Below are 21,098 nucleotides of genomic sequence, written 5' to 3' on the forward strand. Positions count from 1 at the left end.
GGCCCCGGGAGCCCTCGATCCGGCTCCCGGGCCGTCACTCCATGTCCCCCGCACCCGCCACCGCGAGAACCGGAGAGTCACCGCGTCATGTCCGTACCCGCATCCGCCTTCCCTTCCCCGTCCGACGCCTCCGACGGCGTGTCCCGCATCGCCGACCGGTGCCGTACGGCGGAGTACCGTCAGGGCTTCCTGACGGATCTGCGCCGACTCGTCGAACAGGAGTCGCCGAGCGACGACAAGGCCCTCCTCGACGCGACCGCCGGCCTCCTGGTGAACCTGCTCACCGAGCGGCTGGGAGAGCCGGACCGCCTCGTGCGCCACCGCGACGCGGCGTGCGGTGATGTCGTCGAGGCCGAGTACACCGGCTCGGTGAGCGGCGGTCCGACGGTCACGGTCGTCGGCCACTACGACACGGTGTGGCCCGCCGGTACCCTCGCCGGATGGCCGTTCACGGTGACGGAGGAGACCGTCACCGGACCCGGTGTCTTCGACATGAAGGCGGGCCTGGCGCAAGGAGTGTGGGCCCTGCGCGCCCTGCGGGAGCTCGGCCTGGCCCGGCCGACCGTACGCTTCGTCCTCAACGGGGACGAGGAGACGGGGAGCGTCATGTCACGCCCTGTCATCGAGCGGGCCACCGAGGACGCGGTGGCGACCCTCGTCCTGGAGCCCGGCGGCTCCTGGGGTGTCAAGGCCGGCCGCAAGGGGGTGGGCATTTTCACCCTGAACACGACGGGCATCGAGGCCCATGCCGGACTGGACCCGGCCAAGGGCGCCAGCGCCGTGCACGCCCTCGCCGACGCCGTGCGGCAACTGGCCGACGCGGCGGACCTGGAGCGGGGCACCAGTGTCAACGTCGGGCGGATCAGCGGCGGTACGGCCCGCAATGTGATCGCGGGCGAGGCACATGGGCTGGTGGACATCCGAGTCGCCGGCCAGGAGGAGATCCGGCGCATGGACGAGGTCCTGGCGAGCCTGGCCCCCACCGATCCGCGGGTCACCCTGACCGTCGGCGGCGGCTGGAACCGGCCTCCCATGGAGCCCGGTCCGGCCGGCCGCGCACTCTTCGCCGTGGCGGACTCCGTGGCCGCCCAGCTGCGCGCCCCGCTCGCGGAGCTGTTCGTGGGCGGCGGCAGCGACGCCAACTTCGTCGCCGCCCTCGGCCGCCCCGTGCTGTGCGGCATGGGCGCGACCGGCGACGGCGCGCACGCACGCCACGAACACGTTCTCACCGCCGACCTGCCCGACCGTACGGCACTCACCGCGGGGACCCTGCACGCGCTCGCCCTGGGCAGCGGCGGCGCCGCGGAGTGAGACCGCGCCGGTGGGCGTCCGGTGACGGGCGCCCACCGGCCGGGGGCGGCACGGGCGGCGGCCGACCCGTCGCCGCCGGGCGCCGGATGCGACGCGGGCGCGGCGGTGCCCAGGTACCGATCGGGACGCGGCGGTGCCGGTACGTGGCTCAGCGGGCGCCGACCGAGGTGAAGTCCCCGGTGACCTCGGCCGCTCCTCCCACGGCCGAGGCCCGCGCCGTGTACCGGTCACCGGTGGCGTCCCGGCCGCCCTCGGCGTGGTCGTACTGGGCGGCGAACATGTGCGTACCGGCCGGCACCGTCGCGCCGTCCCTGAGCGTCCAGCGGAAGACCAGGGCACCACCGTCCGCGTGGACCGAGACGGAGAAGTCCGTCACGGGCAGCGACCGCCAGGAGCCGGTGTCCCGCACCCCGCCGGTCTGCGCGATCCGCAGTTCCACCGTCAGCGCGGTGAGCGGCCGTTCGGTCGTGAGGGTGAGATTGTTCTGGGCCCAGTAGGCGTTGCTGTGCGGATCGACCGCGCCGGCCGACCGGAGATAGCGGGAGCGGGTGCCCGCCCGAGCGGACGCGTCGCTCCCGCCCGCGGAGGGTCGCCCGGCGGCCGGCGACCGCTCGGCGTCGGCGGACGCGGCGGAGTCGGAGCCGGACGCGTCGGAGCCGGCACTGCCGGTCGTGGCCCGCGGGCTCCGCGGGGCCGCCCCGGAGTGCTCCGGGGCGTCCGCCGGGCCGTTCGGCCCCGCGACGGCCGGCCGCTCCGTGGCGGCCACGGTCCGGGAGGGTTCGTGGGCACCGTCGACGACGGGGCCGAGGGCGAACAGGCTCAGGCCCAGGACACCGACGGCCCCGCCCGTCACGGCGGCCACCCGCGGCCAGGGCGCGGGCCGGTGACCGGGTCCGGCCGCGGGCGCCGGGTCCGCCATGCCCCGCTCGATCCCGGCGAGTATCCGCTCCCGGTCCGGGCGGTGGGCGCGCGCCTCCTGCCGAAGCCGCCTGCCGAGGTCGTCCATCAGCACCTCTTCTCCATGCGTCCCACGGCCACCTTCGCATGGATGCCGGCTTCCGCGGCACCGGTGCCCAACAGGCGTTGCAGCTCCGCCATCCCGCGTGACGACTGGCTCTTGACCGTGCCCACCGAGATGCCGAGGGCGAGAGCGGTGTCACGCTCGGAGAGGTCCATCGCGTACCGCAGGACGACACACGCGCGCCTGCGGAACGGCAGCCGGCCCAGCGCGGCCCGGACGTCCAGCACCACAGGCACGTCCGGGCCGTCGACCCCCTCGGGGCGCTGGGACCAGAACAGCGAGATCCTGTGGCGCTCGCGCACGGCGCTCCGGATCCGTGAACGGACCAGGTTGGCGACCACCCCCCGGGCGTACGCGACGGGGTGGTCGGCTGCCCTGACCCGGTCCCAGTGCCGCCACATGGCGAGCAGCGCGTCGGAGGCCAGATCGTCCGCCGTGTCCGCCTCGCCCGTCAACAAGTAGGCGAGAGTGGACAGTTCCGCGTAGTGCCGCTCGAAGAACGCGTGGAATTCGGCGGCCGCGGTGTCGTCCACGACAGAGCTCACGACAAAACCGCCCCTTCTCCGCGGTGGTGTCCCCGCGGTCGACCGGCCCCCGTCGTACGCGTTTCCGGCCCGCCCTCGCCGGACCGGGCACGGTACGACGGCTCGGTCCGGCGGGCGCGGGCGCCCTGGCTCAGCCGTGGAAGGAGTGCTCCGTGGCCGAGCGGTAGGTCTGTCCGGGGCGCAGGACGGTCGAGGGGAACGAAGGCTGGTTCGGGGAGTCGGGGAAGTGCTGGGTCTCCAGGCACAGCCCGTCGCCCTGCCGGTAGACCCGGCCCGAGGTGCCGGCCAGGGTGCCGACGAGGAAGTTGCCCGAGTAGAACTGCACGCCGGGCTCCGTGGTGGCGATCCGCAGGATGCGGCCCGAGCCGGGGTCGCGGAGGGTGATGGCGTGCCGGGGCTCGGCCGTGATGCCCTTGTCGAGTACGAAATTGTGGTCGAATCCCTGGCCGCGCAGCAGCTGCGGGTGGCCGGTGCGGATGTCACGGCCGATGGGCTTCCCGGCCCGGAAGTCGAACGGTGTGCCCACCACCTTCGCCAGTTCGCCGGTGGGTATGAGGGTCGTGTCCACCGGTGTGTAGCGGGTGGCGGCGAGCGTCAGCTCGTGCCCGTACACATCGCCGCTGCCCTCCCCCGCCAGGTTGAAGTAGGTGTGGTTGGTCAGGTTGACGACCGTCGGGCGGTCGGTCGTCGCCGCGTACTCGATGCGCCAGCTGCCGCGCGGGGTCAGGGTGTAGGTGACCGCCGCCCGGAGGGTGCCGGGGTAGCCCATCTCGCCGTCGGGGCTGGTCCGGCGCAGGACGATCCCGACGTCCGAGCCCCGGGTGAACGGCTCCACGTCCCAGACGCGTTTGTCGAAGCCTTCCGTGCCGCCGTGCAGGGTGTTCTGCCCGTCGTTCAGCGGGAGCTGGTAGGTGCGGCCGTCCAGGGTGAAGCGGCCCTTGGCGATCCGGTTGCCGTACCGGCCGATGAGCGCGCCGAAGAAGGTGTCGGCCCCGAGGTAGTCGTCGAGGTTGTCGAATCCGAGGGAGACGTTGGCGTACCGGCCGCGGCGGTCGGGGATCTCCAGCGACTGGACGATGCCGCCGTAGCTGAGCACGCGCAGCCGGGTGCCGCCGTTCTCCAGGGTCCAGCGGTGGACCCTGGAGCCGTCCGGGAGCCGGCCGAACGGCTCCCGGACCGGGGCTCTGCCGCCGGCCTGTCCGGCCGGTCCTGACTCCGCTCGCGCGGTGGTCGCCGTGGCGGCCGCCAGGCCCGCGGCGGCGGCTCCCGCCAGGACGGTACGCCGGGTGGCGGGGCCCGTGGTGGTACGCGGGCGGGGTGTTTCGTTGTTCATCAGCGCGGCTCCTGCCGGGAATGCGTCGGGGTGTGTTCGGCCCGGCCCCGGTCCGCGCGAGGCGGCGGGCCGGGGGCCGGTGGTGTGTCACGGTGGTCCGGGCGGTCACGGACGGCGCGCGGTGGTGCCGGGGAGACGGGGTCAGCCGGCCCTGAGCCGCAGAAACGTGACCGAGTGCGGCGGAAAGGTGTGGGTGAAGGTGGCGCCGACACCGTCCCGTGTCGAGGTCACCGGCCTGATGGGCTGGTCGTCGACGGTGTTCACGGCCTCGGGGGCGCCGCTGAGTGTGGTCAGCCGGGCCGTCGGGGCGACGTTGCGCACCCCGGCCAGGCGGACGGTCGTACGGGCCGCGTCGCCCTGCGCGTTGACGACCTTGACGATGAGGTCGTCCCCGTCGCGGGTGACGACCTGGCGGAAGGGCTCGGCCGCCTTGTCGTCGGTGAAGCGCCCCCATTCCGCGCCGTCGAGGTAGAGGGTGACCTGACGGCCCCGGACCGCGACGCGTACGTCGTAGGTCCGGCCGGTCTCGATCTTCGTGTCCGTGGAGACGAGCGTCTGTTTGGCCCCGCCGACGGCCTTCTCCACGGCGGACTGCGTGTTGTTCCAGCCGCCCAGGTTCCACCAGTAGTAGTTCCCGGTGTCCCGGACGCCGAAGGCGATCAGGAAGCCCTCCTTGCCGGCCTGTTTGGTCGCCTTGACCCGCAGGTCGTAGTTCTGCCAGGCGGGGTCGCCCGCGGTGACGAGGGTGTTCTCGGCCGCCGTGTCCGTCTGGACGTAGGCGCCGTCCCGCACCGCCCAGCTTCCGGTGCCCGCCGCCTTCGTCCAACGGCCGTCACCCGCCGAGAAGTCGTCGGCGAACAGCGTCTTCCCGTCGGCGCCGGTGACCGTGACGTCGTCGTAGGCGGCGCTCGTCGCCCAGGTGGACAGGCCGACGGCGCCCGTGATGGGAGCGGTCCCGGCCGGGGTGGCGCTCGCCGTGCTGGGAACGACCCGGTCCCCGGTGTTCGTCATGAACAGCTTCTGCGTCTCGTAGTTCGCCGAGCCCCAGGAACGGGTGGTGTCGAACCAGATCATGTCGGGCCGCCACTGCACGGAGTCGGTGTTGGCGAGCAGCGGGGCGTACGAGGCGAGCTTGACGACGTCCGCGTTGCGTTCGAGGCCCGTCATGAAGGCGGCCTCGGCGAGGGCGTTGCCGAAGGTGTTGCCCTGGGAGGCGTACTCACCGAGGAACACCTTCGGTCCGGAGCGGTCGTAGGTGTCGTAGCGGTCGTTGTTCTCCAGGAACCACTGCGGGCTGTTGTAGTAGTGCTCGTCGACCATCGCCACCTTGGCGTCGCGATTGAGCTGCCAGGCCCTGTCGAAGGTGGCACCGGCGTCGTCGGGGCCGGAGTTGGAGATCACCGTGATGTCCGGGTGCGCGGCCTCGACGGCCTTGCGGAACTCGGTGAAGCGGGCGAAGAACGCGTCCGGGAGGTTCTCCTCGTTGCCCACCTCGATGTGGGTGAGGCCGAAGGGCGCGGGATGGCCCATCGCGGCGCGCTTGGCACCCCAGACGGAGGTGGCGGGCCCGTTCGCGAACTCGATGAGGTCGAGCGTGTCCTGGATGTGGCGGCGCAGCAGGGCCGGGTCGTCGGTCGCCGTGTCCTGACCGCAGCCGGTGACGAGGGCGGGGACGACCGGCAGGGCGGTCGCGCCGATGTCCTCGGCGAACTGGAAGTACTCGAAGTAGCCGAGTCCGTAACTCTGGTTGTACCCCCAGAAGTTGGCGTTGGTGGCGCGCTGCTCGACCGGGCCGACGGTGTCCTTCCACTGGTAGGAGCGCTTGCGCTGCCAGCCGGAGGCCGCGTCGTACCCCTCGTGGCTGCCGGTGTTGACCAGGCAGCCGCCGGGGAACCGGACGAACCCGGGGCGCAGCGCGGCGATCTTCTCGGCGAGGTCCTTGCGCAGTCCGCCGGGGCGGCCCTTGTAGGTGTCCCGGGGGAAGAGGGAGACCATGTCGAGCCGGACGGTGCCGCGGCCGGTCGCGGTCACGGCGAGGCGGCCCGCGGTGTGCGTGGCCGTGGCGGTCAGGGTCGCGGTGTACTTGGCCCAGCGGTCGCCGCGGGCGGTGATCCGCAGCGGCCGGGCGAGCGCGGTGCCGTCGGCCGCGCGTAACTCCACGCCCAGGGGGGTGCCTGCGGCCTGGTCGGTGCGCGCCCACAGGGAGACGTCATAGGTCTTGCCCCGCGCCACCGCTATGCCCGTGGTGAAGCCGGAGTTGACGACACCGGTGCCGGCCGCGCTCCCGTCGAGCCCGAGCCGCAGGTAGGTGCGGTTGCGTTCGTTCAGCCGGGCGGAGTCGTTCACGGCGGTGGCCGTGCCGGTCCCGGTGGGGGTCCACGCGGTCATCGGGGTGTACGAGGCGTTGTCCGCGGTGCTGTACTCGAACGACCGGTTCTGGACGAGTTCGGCGTAGAGCCCGCCGTCCGCCGCGCGGTTGATGTCCTCGTAGAAGACGCCGTACATCGTGTCGTCGATCGCCGGTCCCGGACGGCTCGCGTCGATGTCGATCGTGTAGTCGGTGGTGTCCTCGGCCGCCTGCGCGGGCGCCTGGAGCACGCCTGCCGTCACCAGGAGCGCGGCGGCCGCGAGAACTGGTCTCCAGCGTGTGCGTGGCATGGGTATCCCGTCGCTCCTCGTTCGATATCCCGGACGATGGCCAGAACTGCGAACGCACCATAGGAAGAGGCGCCGTGAGCGTCAATGGTCCGCGCAGCATGTCCTTGATCCGGGCCGGTCAGGCCGGTGCGGGCGGCCGCCGCCCCCGTACCGCCGCGGCCCGGACCGCTCCCGTGGGACGGGCCCGCTCCCGTGGGACAGGTCCGGGCCGCTTCCGTACGGGGGCGCGGTCAGATCTCCAGCAGGTCCCCGGCGCGCACCGGGCGGCCCGTGGCGAAGGACTCGTTGGCGGCCAGTCCGGTGACCAGGGAGCGCGCTCCGTCGGCCGCGTCCGCCGCGCGTCCGAGGACGTCCGGCGCGGCGGGGTCACGGTCCCCGAAGAGGTCGGCGAGCATCCGGACGTCCCCGCCGCCGTGCCCGCCCTCGCCGGTCGCCGGCGTCAGCGCCCGCGGTTCCTCCCAGAACCGGCGCAGCAGCAGTTCGGTCCGGCCGGCCTCGTCGCCGACCGCGGCACCGTGCATCACCGCGCTCACACCGTCGGTGCGGGGCCGGGGGCGGGCCCAGGTGGACTCCTCGACGAGCAGTTCCAGGCGGCCCTCGCTGCCGTTGAAGGCGATCCGGTAGCCCTCCCAGGGGGCGTACGCGGTGAGGTGGTAGGTGAGCGTCGCGCCGGTGGCGTAACGCACCAGGACCGCCATGTCGTCCTCGATGCTCACGCCGGGGCCGAACACGTTCCGGTCGCGGTGGTAGCCGTCCTCCGCCTCGGCGTCCAGGTAGAGGGAGCGCAGGACGGAGGAGTCTGCGAGGTGGACGGCGAAGGGGTCGTCGTCGGCGGCGGGCGAGCCGTGGGCGCGGGTGTAGTCACGGGCCAGGCCCCGGCGCCGGCCGGCCTCGTCGCCGTAGAAGAACAGCCCGCCGTGCGCGTACACCGTCTCCGGTCGCGTGCCCAGCCACCAGTTGACCAGGTCGAAGTGGTGGGTGGCCTTGTGCACCATCAGGCCGCCGGAGTTGGCCTTGTCGCGGTGCCAGCGGCGGAAGTAGTCGGCGCCGTGGCGCACGTCCAGCAGCCACTCGAAGTGCACCGAGCCGACCTCGCCGATCCGGCCGGCGGCGAGGGTCTCGCGGACGGCCGCGTGCACGGGGTTGTACCGGTAGTTGAAGGCCACCCGCACCTCGCGGCCCGAGCGCCGCCGGGCGTCCAGGATGCGCCGGGCCCGCTCGGCGTCCGTGGTCATGGGCTTCTCGGTGACCACGTCGCAGCCCGCGTCGAGGGCGCGAACGATGTAGTCGTCATGGGTACGGTCCACACTGCACACGACGACGAGGTCGACCCGCTCGCGGTGGAGCATCTCCTCGAAGTCGTCGGGGCCGTACGCGGGTACCGGGGGCCGACCGGGATGCGCGGCCGCGATCCAGTCGTTGTGGACCGCCATGCGGTGGGCGTTGACGTCGACGAAGCCGACCAGGTCGATCCGGTCCGCGTACGGTCCGGTGAGCGCCTCGGTGAAGAGCTGGGCTCGGGCGCCCAGGCCCACCACGGCGCAGCGGCGGCGTGCGGTGTCGGGGGACATCGGGATCTCCGTTCGACGGGGCCGTGGGGAGGGTGGTGGAGGCGGCGGCAACGATTGCACGCCGCTTCACCGCGGGACAAGGGGGGCCGAAGAGCCATGCCTTCACGGCTGATTCGGGAGTTTTCATTGACTGCCCGGTTGTCACAGGCGTAACTTCCCGGCCAGTTGGAAACCGGTTGGCAACGTTTGCAGCCCCCTCCCTCACCGCTCCCTCCCGCGTCGTTCCTCCGCCGCCCCCGCGTTTGTCCTCCCCGTCGCCGCCCGCCCGCACCCCCGTAACGCCCGCATCCGTCGAAGGGCCCGATGTGCACAGGTCAGCCGCGTTCGTAAGCGGCCGTCGACCCCCGTACCACCAGATGGGTCGGCAGCACCCGCCGCAGGGGTTCCGCTCCGTCGACGGCGGGTGTGCCCAGCATGCGGAACATCAGGTCGACAGCTGCTCGCGCGCCGTGTGCCTTGGGCACGGAGACGGTGGTCAGCGGTGGGGCGGCCATGCCGGAGAGGGCGATGTCGTCACAGCCCACCACGCTCATGTCGTCGGGAACCCGGACGCCGCGCGCGGTGAACCGGCTGATCAGCCCGAAGGCGACGATGTCGTTGAAGGCCACCACCGCGCTGGCGCCGCTGGCGAGCACCACATCGGCGGCGCCGGTGATCCCGCCGTCGAAGTGGGGGGCCACGCTGCCGACGTGGACGATCTCCACCGTGCCGGTCCTGGCCATCTCCTCGATTCCCGCGGCCCGTTCGCCGGCCGCCCAGGTGGAGCGCGGGCCGCCGACATAGGCGATCCTGCGGTGGCCGAGTGCGTGCAGATGCGTCAGCGCGTCCGTCATCCCCTCCAGCAGATCAGCCGTCACGCTCGCGAATCCCGGCTCGGATCTATGGAGCAGCACGATGGGCTTGTCGGTGAGTTCGCGCAAGCCCCGCAGCTCCTCCCCGCCGAGCTGGGGCGAGCACAGAAGGATGCCGTCCACCTGGGGTGCGAGGGTACGCACCGCGTCCAGCTCCAGCCCCTCGTCGTGCTCGGAGTCGCTCACGAACACGGCGTGCCCCAGGCCTCTGGCGCGGGCCTGCACCCCTTTGCAGATGTCGGCGAAGAAGGGGTTCAGCAAATCCGGGACGATCAGTCCGAGATGGCCCGTGCGGCCGGTGATCAGGCCCCGCGCCGACGGGTTCGGCCGGTAGCCCAGCCGGTCGGCCTCGGCCCGTACCCGCTCGCGCGTCCGCCGGCTCGCCGTTCCCCCCGGTGCGAGCGCTCGGGACACCGTGGACGGGGAGACCCCCGCCGCCTTCGCGACCTCTCGAATCGTCACCTGCACGCCCCGAGGTTGGCACCACCACCGACGGGCGTCAATGAACATCGGTGGCCGCCGTCCGCCCGCCGGCCGGCCGGCGCATCGCGCGCCGTACGACCGGATCCTGGAGAAGAGAGGTGAGTTCATCCATGCCCGCAGACAGGACGACGAGGCCCTGGGCACTCCTCGTGACCCTCGCGCTCACTGCCCTGCTCACCGCCTGCGGCGGTCCCGACGACAGCGGTGGCGGGGGCCGGGTCACCCTGCGCTACACCTGGTGGGGCAACCCGGACCGGGCGGCCAGGACCGAGCAGGCCGTCGCGCTGTTCGAGAAGCGGCACCCCGGGGTCGAGGTGCAGACGTCCTTCGCCGGCTACGACGCGTACAAGCAGAAGCTCGCCACCCAGGCGGCGGGCGGCGACGCGCCGGACGTGATGCAGCTCGACTACCGGATGATCGACCAGTACGCGACCGGCGGGGTACTGCTCGATCTCCGCGAGCAGTCCGCGGTGCTGCGCACCGACGACATCGACCCGGGGCTGCTGGCCACCGGGGAGGTGGACGGCGCGCTGGCGGGGCTCGTGCAGGCGCGGGGCACCGAGACCTTCGTGTACGACGCGGCGCAGTGGCAGGCCACCGGGGTGGCCCCGCCGCGCGCGGGCTGGACCTGGCAGGAGTGGGCGGACACCATGCGCGAGCTGACGCGGAAGTCCGGCAAGCCCGGCGCCACCGATCCCGGCCAGAGCGAGGACTGCTTCGAGGTGTGGCTGCGCGGTCAGGGCAAGTCCCTCTACCGCGAGGGTGGCGGGCTCGGTTTCACCGTCGACGACCTCACCCGGTGGTGGACCTTCACCGACGGGCTGCGGCGCGAGGGCGTGGTCTCCTCCGCCCGGCAGACGACCCAGCTGGACGGCACGGTGGAGAACACCGCGCTCGGGCGCGGGACGGCGATCGGGGACTTCAACTGGGACGCGCCCGCCAGCGGCTATCTGGGAATCGTCGGGGACGGGGTGACGCTCGGGCCGATGCCGTCGGGTGAGGACGGCAGGCCCGGCCAGTACTTCAAGCCCTCGATGTTCGTCGGCGCGGCGGCCAACACCGCGCACCCCAAGGAGGCGGCGCAGCTGATCGACTTCCTGATCAACGACCCGGAGGCGGCCGGTGTGCTCGGGGCGAGCCGCGGCATACCGGTCAACGAGTCGATCCGTGCGGACCTCGTGCCGAAGCTCGAAGGCTTCGACCGGACCGTTGCGGACTACCAGGACTCCGTCGACGGCAGCCTGGAGGCGCCACCGCAGGCACCGCCCTCGGGTGACAGCGCCTTGCAGACCACCTTCAGCCGCGACTACGACCAGGTGTCGTTCGAGCGGATGTCGCCCCGCGAGGCGGCCGAGAACTACGTCACCGAGGCGAAGGCGGAGCTGAGGTAAATGACCACCACCGACATACCCGCGGCCACCGCGCGCCGCACGCCGCCACCGGCCGCGGGCAAGGGCGCCGGCCGCCGGCGCGAGGGCGCGGCCTGGGTGTTCCTCTCCCCCTGGGTGCTCGGCGCGAGCGTGCTGACCCTGCTGCCGATGGCGGTGTCCCTGTACCTGTCGTTCACCGACTACGACATGTTCAACCCGCCGCGCTGGGTGGGGCTGCGGAACTACACGCAGATGTTCACCGAGGACCCCCGCTACTGGCGGTCGGTCGGCACGACCCTGCTCTACGTGGTGCTCGCCGTGCCCCTCCAGCTGGCGGTGGCGCTGGCGGTCGCGCTCGCGCTGAAGTCGGTGCGGCGCGCCAGAGGCTTCTACCGTTCGGCGTTCTACGCTCCCTCGCTGCTGGGCGCGTCCATGTCCATCGCCCTGGTCTGGCGGGCGATCTTCAACGACGGCGGTACCGTCGACAACCTGCTGGGCACCGGCGGCTGGGTGACGCAGCCCGGCTGGGCGCTGCTCGCCGTGGCCCTGCTGACGGTGTGGCAGTTCGGCGCGCCGATGGTGATCTTCCTGGCCGGTCTCCAGCAGATCCCTGCCGAGCTGTACGAGGCCGCGGCGGTGGACGGGGCGAGCAGGGGCCGACAGTTCGTGTCGATCACGCTGCCGATGCTGTCGCCGGTCCTCTTCTTCAATCTGGTGCTCCAGACCATCCAGGCGTTCCAGGTCTTCACCCCCGCCTTCGCGGTGAGCGCGGGCAAAGGCGGACCCGCCGACTCCACCCTCTTCTACACGCTCTACCTCTACGACCGCGGCTTCGTCGCCTCGCACATGGGTTACGCGTCCGCCATGGCCTGGGTACTGCTGATCGCGATCGGCGCCGTCACCGCGGTGCTGTTCCGCACCTCGCGCGCCTGGGTCTTCTACGCCGGTGAGGAGACCCGATGACCACGAACGCGCCGACCGCCGCGCCCGGCGCCCAGGCCGCGCCGCGCCGGCCGCTGCCCTGGCGGCGGATCGCCCTGCACACCGGCCTGCTGGCCGCGCTGCTGGTGATGCTGTACCCGCTCGGCTGGCTGCTGGCGACCTCGCTCAAGCCCGCCGACGAGGTGATCGCCAGCCTGAACCTGCTGCCCAGCCGGCTGGAGTGGGGCAACTACACGACCGCCCTGGACGGTGTGAACGACGTCTCGATCCCGCGGCTGCTGACCAACTCGCTGCTGATCGCGGGCGGCGCGGTCCTCGGCAATGTGCTGAGCTGCTCGCTGGCCGCCTACGCCTTCGCGCGGCTGCGGTTCCGGATGCGTGGCCCGCTCTTCGCGTTCATGATCGCCACCATCATGCTGCCGCACCACGCCGTGCTGATCCCGCAGTACGTCATCTTCAACCAGCTGGGCATGGTGAACACCTACTGGCCGTTGATCCTGCCCAAGTTCCTGGCCACCGAGGCGTTCTTCGTCTTCCTGATCGTGCAGTTCATGCGCGGTCTGCCGCGCGAGCTGGAGGAGGCCGCGCGGATCGACGGCTGCGGTCCCTTCCGCAGCTTCGCGCTGGTGATCCTGCCGCTGATCCGGCCCGCGCTGATCACCACGGCGATCTTCACCTTCATCTGGACCTGGAACGACTTCTTCACCCAGCTGATCTACCTCTTCTCGCCCGAGAAGTTCACCCTGACGCTGGCACTGCGCTCGTTCGTGGACGCCTCCAGCCAGTCGGCGTTCGGGCCGATGTTCGCGATGTCGGTGATCGCCCTGCTGCCGATCGTGCTGTTCTTCCTGGCCTTCCAGCGGTTCCTGGTGGAGGGCATGGCCAGTTCCGGGGTGAAGGGGTGAGCGCGGCGCGGGCCCGGGAGCCGGGCGAGCTGTTCGGGCCGCGCACGGCCCTGTTCGCGGACATGCTGAGCGTCGGCCTCGCGACGGCCGTGACATGCCTGCCGCTGGTGACCGTGCCGGCGGCGCTCTCCACCGCGTGCGCGGTGCTGCGCGGGTCCGTCCGGGACCGGCCCGTGACGGCGGGGCGGTACGTGGCGCTGCTCCGGCGGCGTGCCTGGGGCGCGGATCTCGCCGCGGGTGCGCTCCTCCTGGCCGGGGCGCTGCTGTTCGCGGCGGATCTCGCCCTGGCCGGGGCGGGGCTGCCGGGCGCGCGGCTCTTCGCGGTGACGGCCGCCGTGCTCGGCGCGGGTGCCGCGGTGGTGGGGCTGCGCGCGTGCGCCCGCCCGGAGTCGAGGGCCGCGGGCTGGCGGGCCGCGCTGCGCGGCGCGGCCCGTGACGCGGTGTCGGACGTGGGCGGAAGCCTGCTGGTGCTGCTCGCCCTGGCCACGGCCGGGCTGTGCGCGTGGATGACGCCGCCGCTGGCCTTCCTCGCGCCGGGGCCGCTGGCGTTGGCGCTGACCGCCGTCGACGTGCGGCGGGGCGGGCCCGCCGCCTCGCGGGCCCGTGTGAAGACCTCCCGTACCTGTGACACTTCCGAGACCGCCGAGACCTCCCGGGAGCGTGTGTGATCGCCCGCCGAACCCTCCTCGCCACGACCGTCGGCACCGTCACGGCGGCCGGTCTGGCCGGAGTTCTTCTCACTCGGGCACTTCCGCGCCGAGTCGCTGGAGGCCGTGGACGAGAGCGGGAGCGGAGGCGAGGGCTGGCGGCTGCGCGCGGATGCGCGGGCCGCGTTCCACCAGCCACTGTCCGGCCGGGGCCTGGAACCGCTCGCCGGGGCCCGGGACACCTACCAGCTCGTCAGCGGTGAGGCGGCGTACACGGTGGGCGAGGACAGGATCGTCTTCGGTCCGGGCAACGGCAAAGGCGGCAAGCAGCCCCCGGTCGTGGACCCCGGCGAGCGCTCAGCCGGAGAAGTCCAGGCGCGCCAGCCGGATCCGGCCGCGCAGCGTGACCCGCAGGTCATGGACGCCGGTCAGCGACACCTCGGCGTGCACCGAGGTGTAGTCGTACGGTCCGCCGGTGGCCGGGACGGCCAGGGCCGCCACCGCCTCGCCCCCGGGCAGGGACACCTCGACCGAGCCGGGGCCGCCCGAGACCTCGGCGGCGACCCGGGCCACGCCGCCGCCGAAGTCGCAGTCCCGGAAGAGGAGTTCGCCGTCCTCCCGCATCGGTGCCACCGCGTCGCCCCGGGTCTTGGCGCGGTCCACGATCTCGGTACCGCGCTGCTCGTCGTAGTCCGCCGCGGACAGACCGTTCACCCGTACGGCGCGGGCGCGCGGGGCCTCGCCCGGCAGCGTGACGCGGGCGGTGGCGCGGATGTCCGCGCTGGAGGCGCCGGCCTCGATCACGTACACCCCGCCCGGTAGGGTCCAGCGGCCGTGCGCGACGTCGTGGTGGCCGAGTTCGGTGAGGCGTACGGCCGTCTCGACGGTACGGGACTCCCCCGGACCGAGTGGCACGCGCGCGTAGCCGACGAGCTGGCGGTGCGGGCGCGGGACGCGCGGTGCCTCCTCGCGCGCGTAGAACTGCACCACCTCGTCGGCCGCGCGCGCTCCGGTGTTGGTGACGGTGACCCGGACCGGCAGGGTGTCCTTGCCGTCGGCGGGCGCGGCCGCCTCCAGGCCGTCGTAGCCGAAGGTGCTGTAGGACAGCCCGTGGCCGAAGGGGAACAGCGGCGTGCCGTCGAAGTAGAGGTAGGTCTGGCGCGAGCCGATGATGTCGTAGTCGAACAGGCCGGGCAGGTCGGCGTCGTCCGCGTACCAGGTCTGGGGCAGCCGCCCGGCCGGTGAGACGTCGCCGGCCAGGATCCGGGCCAGCGCGGTGCCCGCCGCCTGGCCGCCGTGCGCCGTCCACAGCAGCGCCGGGAGCGCGGCGCGCGCGTCCGGTACGGCGTAGGGGTAGGCGGAGACCAGCACCAGCACCGTGTCCGTGCCCGTGGCGTGGGCCGCGCGCCAGAGCCGGTCCATCCGCGCGGGCAGCGCGAGGGTGGTCCGGTCCTCGGTCTCCCGGCCGTTGATGTGCGGGTCGTTGCCCGCCACGACGATCACCACGTCGGCGTCCGACGCCACGCGGGTCACGGCCTCGTCGCCGCGTTCGACGGTCTCGATCTCGAACCGGTCGCCCTGGTCGGCAACCTTCACGCCGTCGGCGGCGACCGCTACGTGACGGCCGGTCCCGAGGTGGGCGAGGAGGTGTCCCCCGTCGTCATGTGGCACCAGCCGGAAGGTCTCCTGGACGACCCAGCCGCCGGGCTGGTCGGCGGAGGCGCGCACGTACCCGTCCTCGGCGACCGAGAGATAGCGGCCGTCGGGCGCGCGCAGCGTGATCACCCCGTCGCCCCAGTCGGTCAGGGCGACGGTGGTGGGCTCTTCGCCGCAGGTCAGCGGCGGCAGGTCGGTGCGGCCCGCGAGCAGCGCCGGGTCGAGCGCTCCGTCGGCGCCGCGCTGCTCGTCGGCGGCCTCGGAGACGGGCACCTGGAGTCCGCCGCCGGCCGCCGCCCTGATCCTGACCCGGTCGGCGCCGTCGGCGAAGGTGACCCGGTCCGCGCCGAACCGGCTCCGCAGTCCGTCCAGCGGGGTGGAGCGGTGGATGAGGGTGCCGCTGTACCAGTCGAGTTTGCACTCGTCGGCCAGCGGGCCGACCACGGCGATCCGGCGGCCGGGCTTCAGGGGCAGCGACCCGTCGTTCTTCAGCAGGACCACGGCCTCCTCGGCGGCCCGGCGGGCCAGCTCGCGGTGGCGGGGCGAGTCGATGTCCTTGACGTCCCGGTACGGGTCGAGTTCCGGGTCGAACTCGCCGAGCGTGAACCGTACGGTCAGCTGGCGCCGTACGGCCGTGTCGATGTCGTCCTCGCCGATCAGCCCCCGCGCCAGGGCGCCCCGGATACGTCCGATGACGATCGAGGGGTCGGTGCCGTGGTCGGTGAAGCTGTCGACACCGGCGCACAGGGCCGCCGCGGTCGCCTCCTCGTGCGTGTCGAAGTAGTGCTCGGAGTCCACCAGGTTGGAGGGCGCGCCCGCGTCGGAACAGACCAGCAGTTCCCGCTCGGTCCAGGTGCGCAGTTCCTCACGCAGGTACGGGGAGAGGTGGTTGGGCCGGCCGTTGACCAGGTTGTAGGCGGGCATCACGCCGGCCACCGCGCCGGCCTCGACGGGCTCGCGGAAGGCCCGCAGGTCGTACTCGTGCAGGACGCGGGGGCGGACGGAGGAGGAGCGGGTGGCCCGGTCGGTCTCGTTGTTGTGCGCGAGCCAGTGCTTGAGCACGGGCGCGGTGCGCCAGTAGGCGGGGTGGTCGCCGCGCAGGCCACGGGTGTAGGCGACGGCGGTGGCGGCGGTGAGCTTGGGGTCCTCCGCGTACCCCTCCTCGTTCCGGCCCCACCAGGGGTGGCGCAGCAGGTTGACGGTGGGGGCCCAGACGTTGAGTCCGACCCGGTCGTCGTCGGCGCGCATGGCCCGGACCTCGGTGGCGACGGCAGCGCCGATCCGGCGCACCAGCTCCGCGTTCCAGGTGGCTCCGAGCCCCACCGCCTGGGGGAAGACCGTGGCGGGTCCCATCCAGGCCACGCCGTGCAACGCCTCCTGACCGGTGCGGAACGGCCCGACGCCCAGGCGTGCCACCCCGGGCGTGAACTGGTGCAGCAGAGCGGTCTTCTCCTCGAGCGTCAGCCGCCCGAGCAGATCGTCGACGCGCCTTTCGAGGGAGAGCCGAGGGTCGCGGAAGGGCGGCTGCTGGTCTGCGGTCACGGGCGATTCCCCCTGAACAGATACGGGACGGAGCGGGTGGATCAGTATCGAAGCGCTTCGATGCTCTGGGTCGTATCGACAGGTGTCAAGACGCGCCGCCGTCAACGGCGTGCCGTAGCCGCACCTGTAACGCGGCGTGTATTTACCGCAGTTGGGGGTTCGGGCTCGCGGTTGAGGAATCTTGGAACCGGCCCTTGTGCCTCTGGAGACGTTCACTTAACCTCGCAGCAACATCGAAGCGCTTCGACGCAGCATGGGCCGATCGCGGCTCTGTGGCCGCTGACGCCCGGTCCGGACGGGACAGGACGGCCGTCGGTCACCGCCCGTCACACCGCTCGCCCCGCCTCCTGCCCTCACCTCCTGACACCGCCTCCGGTCGACGGCCCCCCGCCAGGTGTCCTGGCGCCCACGAAGGGTTGACGCAATGACGCAGAACGCCTGTTCCGCCCCGAGCCGGAGAAGTTTTCTGGCTTCCACGGCGGTCGCCGCCGTCGCGGTGGCGGGCGGTGCTCCGCTGCTGGCCGCCTGCGGCGGCGGTGGGCGGAGCGGCGGGGAGGAGGGCACCACCTCCGGGAAGGACGCGCGGAAGATCCTCCCGGCCTTCGTGGCACAGACCGTCGTCTCCCCCGACATCCCCGCGAAGAACGGCTCGTCCGCCGGGTTCCTCAAGGCGATTCCCGAGGCGCGGCTCAAGGCGTCGGTGCCCGAGAAGCTGGGCAGGGGCAGCACGATCAGGATCATGTCGCCGTTCTGGGGCACGCCTCCCGACGGCGCCAACCCGTACTACCGGGCCGTGAACGAGGCGATCGGTGTGCGAACCGTCTGGCAGAACCAGGACGGGAACACCTATGACGAGAAGCTGGGTGCCGTGCTCGCCTCGAGCGAGATCCCCGATGTGGTGGTCGTACCCGGCTGGAATCTGGGCGGCAAGATCCCGGGGGCCATCAACGCCAAGTTCGCCGACCTCGGGCCGTACCTCTCCGGCGACAAGGTGAAGGACTTTCCCAATCTGGCCGCGGTGCCCACCGACGCGTGGCAGCGGTCGATCTTCGGAGGCGCGCTGCGCGGCATCCCGATGCCCGCGTCGTACGTCGTCAACATCGCGCCCTTCTACCGCGCGGACATCTTCGACGCGAAGGGGTACGAAGTCCCCACGTCGGCGGACGAGTTCCTCGCCCTGGCCAAGGAGGCCACCAGCGCCAGGGCGAAAGTATGGGCCTGTGACGACCTGAAGTGGACCGCCTTCAACATGTTCGGGGTACTGCCGGGCGACGACAAGGCGCTGGCCTGGGACCTGGTGGACGGCAAGCTGGTGCACCGTATCGAGACGCAGGAATACCTCGAGGCCCTGGAGTGGACCCGCAAGCTGTTCGCCTCCGGCGCGGTCCACCCCGACGCGCGCGCCGGTACGGCCACGGACGCCGGCATCCGCTTCACCGCCGGCCAGGTCCTCGTCTACAACCAGGACCTCTCCAGCTGGTATGCCAAGACCGCCGAGCAGGGCGGCAGGAAAGGCTTCCGCATGGGGGCCATGGACATTCCGGGACACGCGGGCGGCGACCCGGTGCTGCACGCCGTCCAGCCGGCGAACATCTGGGCCTTCGTCAGGAAGGACGCGCCGGAGAAGCTCGTCCGGGACGTCCTGGCCGTCTCCAACTTCACCGCCGCGCCGTACGGCACGAAGGAGCGCATGCTCACCGACTACGGCGTCACGGGCACCCACTACACCTGGAAGGGCGGCCTGCCGGTCAAGAACGACCGCGGCAACTCGGAGATCATCGGGGCGTTCGACTACACCGGCGACCCGGCCGCGTACATCGCCCACCCCGACCTGCCGGACATCACCAGGTCGCAGGTGGAGTGGCAGCAGCGGATGGGCGCCTTCACCGTCAAGACCCCTTTCTACGGGCTGACCATCACCGAGCCCACGCGCTGGACCAACCTCGCCAACGACTTCGAACAGTTGGAGGACGACATCGTCCGCGGCCGGAAGAGGATCGGCGACATGCGGCAGGCGGTGGCGGACTGGAAGAGCAAGGGCGGCGACGGGCTGCGCGACTGGTACAAGAAGATCCTCGACGACTCCGGCCCGGCCGCGAACTGACCGGGCGAGGCGAGGAGTCGACGTGTCGCACAGTGGGGTACCGGTACCGGAGGCACGCCCCGCGCGGGAGAGCGGCGAGGCCGGTTCGAGTGGCGGAAGCGGTTCGGCCGTCGGGGGCGGTACGGGCGTCGAGCGGGGACCGGGCGGGGCACTCCCGCCGAAGACCGTCCGCGGCGACGGGCGCCGTGGCCGGCGGAAGGCGACACCCCGGGCGGACGGTGGCGGAGCACGGCGGGGACCGGGCCCGCGCGAACGGCTGCGCCGGGACCGGACGCTTCTCCTGCTGACCCTGCCAGCGCTCGCGCTGGTCCTGGTCTTCAACTACGTGCCGATCCTGGGCAACGTGGTGGCCTTCCAGGACTACGACCCGTATCTCAGCGAGAACGGCTTCGTGGCGATGCTGCAGAGCCCGTGGACCGGGTTCGAGCAGTTCGAGCGGATCTTCGCGGACTCCGCGTTCTGGGACGCCGTACGGAACACCCTGGTCCTGTTCGTCCTGCAACTGGCGCTGTACTTCCCCGTCCCGATCCTGCTGGCCCTGCTGATCAACAGTGTGATCCGGCCCCGGGTGCGGGCGGTGGCCCAGGCCGTGATGTATCTGCCGCACTTCTTCTCCTGGGTGCTGGTCGTCACGGTCTTCCAGCAGATCTTCGGCGGGGCGGGCATCATCGCGCAGGAACTGCGCCGGCACGGCGTCGAGGGCTTCGACCTGATGACCGATCCGGGGATCTTCAAGTTCCTGGTGACGGCGGAGGGCGTCTGGAAGGACGCGGGCTGGGGCATCATCGTCTTCCTCGCCGCGCTCGCCTCCGTCGACCACCAGCTGTACGAGGCCGCCGCCATGGACGGCGCGGGCCGCTGGCGCCGGATGTGGCATGTCACACTGCCCGCGCTGCGCCCGGTGATCGCCCTGCTGCTGGTGCTGCGGGTGGGCGACGCGCTCACCGTCGGTTTCGAGCAGATCCTGCTCCAGCGCGACGCGGTGGGGCCGGGGGCCGCGGAAGTGCTGGACACGTTCGTGTGGTGGAACGGCATCCGGAACCAGGACTTCAGCTATGCGGCCGCCGCCGGACTGATCAAGGGCGTCTTCGGGCTGGCACTGGTGCTCACGGCCAACAAGGTCGCCCATCTCATGGGCGAGCAGGGGGTGTACAAGAAGTGAGTGCCACCGGCACGGCCACGAAGGACACGGCGCGGAGCGGGACTCGACGGGCGGCGGCGAAGCGCTCGCGCTGGTCGGCCCCGCCCCGCCCAGTGTGGGAGGAGGCGCCCACCCGTCCCGGCCTGGCGGGCAAGGGCATCGTGCTGGCCGCCGCCTGTCTGGCGATCCTCTTCCCGCTGTGGATCGTCGTCGTCACTTCCGTGTCCTCGCGGGAGACCATCGAGGCGGCCGGCGGGCTGGTGATCGTCCCGAAGGATCTCACCCTCGTGGCGTACCGGGAACTGCTCAGCGGTGGCCAGGTGCAGCGCGCCGCCCTGGTGAGCCTGGGGGTGACGCTGGTGGGCACGGTGTTCAGCATGGTGGTGTCCATCGGCTGCGCGTACGGGCTGTCCCGGCCGGGCTCGGTCGGTCACCGCTGGATCCTGATGACGCTGCTGGCCACGATGTTCTTCGGGGCCGGCCTGATCCCCACCTATCTGCTGGTGCAGGCGCTGGGGCTGACCGACACCTACCTGGCGCTCATCCTGCCGAGCGCGGTGAGTGTCTTCAACATCCTGGTCCTGCGCTCCTTCTTCATGAACATCTCGCCCGAACTCCTCGACAGCGCGCGGATCGACGGCGCGGGCGACCTGCGCATCCTGTGGCGGATCGTCATGCCGCTGTCCCGGGCGGTGATCGCGGTCATCGCGCTGTTCTACGCGGTCGGTTACTGGAGCGCCTGGTTCAACGCGTCGATCTACCTGACCGACCAGAGCATGATGCCGCTGCAGAACGTCATGATCCAGCTGGTGCAGAAGCAGGAGCCGCCGACCGGCCTCGGCCAGCAGATCAAGACCGGGGCGCTCTCCCCGCTCGCGGTGCAGATGGCGGTGATGGTGATGGCGCTGCTGCCCGTCGCCGTCGCCTCGCCGTTCGTCCAGAAGCACTTCAGGAAAGGCATGCTCACCGGCGCGGTCAAGGGCTGATCCGGCCCCGGCCGCGCGTGCCACCCGCTCGC

The 21,098-nt window shown here is 72.1% G+C and carries 15 protein-coding genes; 8 read left to right on the forward strand and 7 right to left on the reverse strand.

Annotation, left to right across the window (positions count from 1 at the left end; translation table 11 throughout):
- Positions 1 to 87: 87 nt before the first annotated feature.
- On the forward strand, positions 88 to 1,311 hold the full coding sequence (locus ACU6P3_RS00255; protein WP_447195348.1) for a M20 family metallopeptidase: 1,224 nt from the start codon (positions 88 to 90) through the stop codon (positions 1,309 to 1,311).
- A gap of 148 nt (positions 1,312 to 1,459) precedes the next feature.
- Here ACU6P3_RS00255 and ACU6P3_RS00260 read toward each other — a convergent pair whose 3' ends face one another.
- The 6 genes from ACU6P3_RS00260 to ACU6P3_RS00285 all read right to left on the reverse strand — a co-directional run bounded on the left by ACU6P3_RS00260 (position 1,460) and on the right by ACU6P3_RS00285 (position 9,758).
- The gene (locus ACU6P3_RS00260; protein WP_447198158.1) at positions 1,460 to 2,317 is read right to left on the reverse strand and encodes a hypothetical protein; all 858 of its coding nucleotides are present in this window, start codon (positions 2,315 to 2,317) and stop codon (positions 1,460 to 1,462) included.
- Positions 2,317 to 2,877, reverse strand: a complete 561-nt coding sequence (locus ACU6P3_RS00265; RefSeq protein ID WP_447195349.1) for a SigE family RNA polymerase sigma factor — start codon at positions 2,875 to 2,877, stop codon at positions 2,317 to 2,319. The genes ACU6P3_RS00260 and ACU6P3_RS00265 overlap by 1 nt, the downstream gene beginning before the upstream one ends.
- A 130-nt stretch (positions 2,878 to 3,007) precedes the next feature.
- Entirely contained in the window at positions 3,008 to 4,210 is a 1,203-nt protein-coding gene (locus ACU6P3_RS00270) for an aldose epimerase family protein (RefSeq protein WP_447195350.1), read from the reverse strand.
- A 141-nt stretch (positions 4,211 to 4,351) separates the two neighbouring features.
- Entirely contained in the window at positions 4,352 to 6,868 is a 2,517-nt protein-coding gene (locus ACU6P3_RS00275) for an alpha-L-arabinofuranosidase family protein (RefSeq protein ID WP_447195351.1), read from the reverse strand.
- Between the two features lie 230 nt (positions 6,869 to 7,098).
- Entirely contained in the window at positions 7,099 to 8,439 is a 1,341-nt protein-coding gene (locus ACU6P3_RS00280; protein WP_447195352.1) for a Gfo/Idh/MocA family protein, read from the reverse strand.
- Between the two features lie 314 nt (positions 8,440 to 8,753).
- Complete coding sequence (locus ACU6P3_RS00285) at positions 8,754 to 9,758, reverse strand: LacI family DNA-binding transcriptional regulator (RefSeq protein ID WP_447195353.1); 1,005 nt, start codon at positions 9,756 to 9,758, stop codon at positions 8,754 to 8,756.
- A 125-nt stretch (positions 9,759 to 9,883) separates the two neighbouring features.
- Here ACU6P3_RS00285 and ACU6P3_RS00290 point away from each other — a divergent pair, with 125 nt between their 5' ends.
- The 4 genes from ACU6P3_RS00290 to ACU6P3_RS00305 are packed head-to-tail and all read left to right on the forward strand — an operon-like array spanning position 9,884 to position 13,658.
- Complete coding sequence (locus ACU6P3_RS00290) at positions 9,884 to 11,164, forward strand: ABC transporter substrate-binding protein (RefSeq protein WP_447195354.1); 1,281 nt, start codon at positions 9,884 to 9,886, stop codon at positions 11,162 to 11,164.
- Positions 11,165 to 12,106 carry a carbohydrate ABC transporter permease gene (locus ACU6P3_RS00295; RefSeq protein ID WP_447195355.1) on the forward strand — a complete coding sequence of 314 codons (942 nt, stop codon included), beginning with the start codon at positions 11,165 to 11,167 and terminating at the stop codon, positions 12,104 to 12,106.
- Positions 12,103 to 12,990, forward strand: a complete 888-nt coding sequence (locus ACU6P3_RS00300; protein WP_447195356.1) for a carbohydrate ABC transporter permease — start codon at positions 12,103 to 12,105, stop codon at positions 12,988 to 12,990. The genes ACU6P3_RS00295 and ACU6P3_RS00300 overlap by 4 nt, the downstream gene beginning before the upstream one ends.
- Positions 12,987 to 13,658, forward strand: coding sequence for a hypothetical protein (locus ACU6P3_RS00305; protein ID WP_447195357.1), 672 nt, complete (start codon positions 12,987 to 12,989; stop codon positions 13,656 to 13,658). The genes ACU6P3_RS00300 and ACU6P3_RS00305 overlap by 4 nt, the downstream gene beginning before the upstream one ends.
- 336 nt (positions 13,659 to 13,994) lie before the next feature.
- On the opposite strand, the gene ACU6P3_RS00310 is transcribed toward ACU6P3_RS00305, so the two are convergent.
- Positions 13,995 to 16,835 carry a glycoside hydrolase family 3 C-terminal domain-containing protein gene (locus ACU6P3_RS00310; protein ID WP_447195358.1) on the reverse strand — a complete coding sequence of 947 codons (2,841 nt, stop codon included), beginning with the start codon at positions 16,833 to 16,835 and terminating at the stop codon, positions 13,995 to 13,997.
- 424 nt (positions 16,836 to 17,259) lie between these two features.
- Here ACU6P3_RS00310 and ACU6P3_RS00315 point away from each other — a divergent pair, with 424 nt between their 5' ends.
- From ACU6P3_RS00315 to ACU6P3_RS00325, 3 genes are all read left to right on the forward strand, one after another.
- Positions 17,260 to 18,939, forward strand: a complete 1,680-nt coding sequence (locus ACU6P3_RS00315) for an extracellular solute-binding protein (RefSeq protein ID WP_447195359.1) — start codon at positions 17,260 to 17,262, stop codon at positions 18,937 to 18,939.
- 22 nt (positions 18,940 to 18,961) lie between these two features.
- On the forward strand, positions 18,962 to 20,101 hold the full coding sequence (locus tag ACU6P3_RS00320) for an ABC transporter permease (protein WP_447195360.1): 1,140 nt from the start codon (positions 18,962 to 18,964) through the stop codon (positions 20,099 to 20,101).
- A 92-nt stretch (positions 20,102 to 20,193) separates the two neighbouring features.
- Positions 20,194 to 21,066, forward strand: a complete 873-nt coding sequence (locus ACU6P3_RS00325; RefSeq protein ID WP_352088379.1) for a carbohydrate ABC transporter permease — start codon at positions 20,194 to 20,196, stop codon at positions 21,064 to 21,066.
- The last annotated feature ends 32 nt before the right edge of the window (positions 21,067 to 21,098 follow it).

This window comes from Streptomyces hebeiensis (assembly GCF_052983195.1).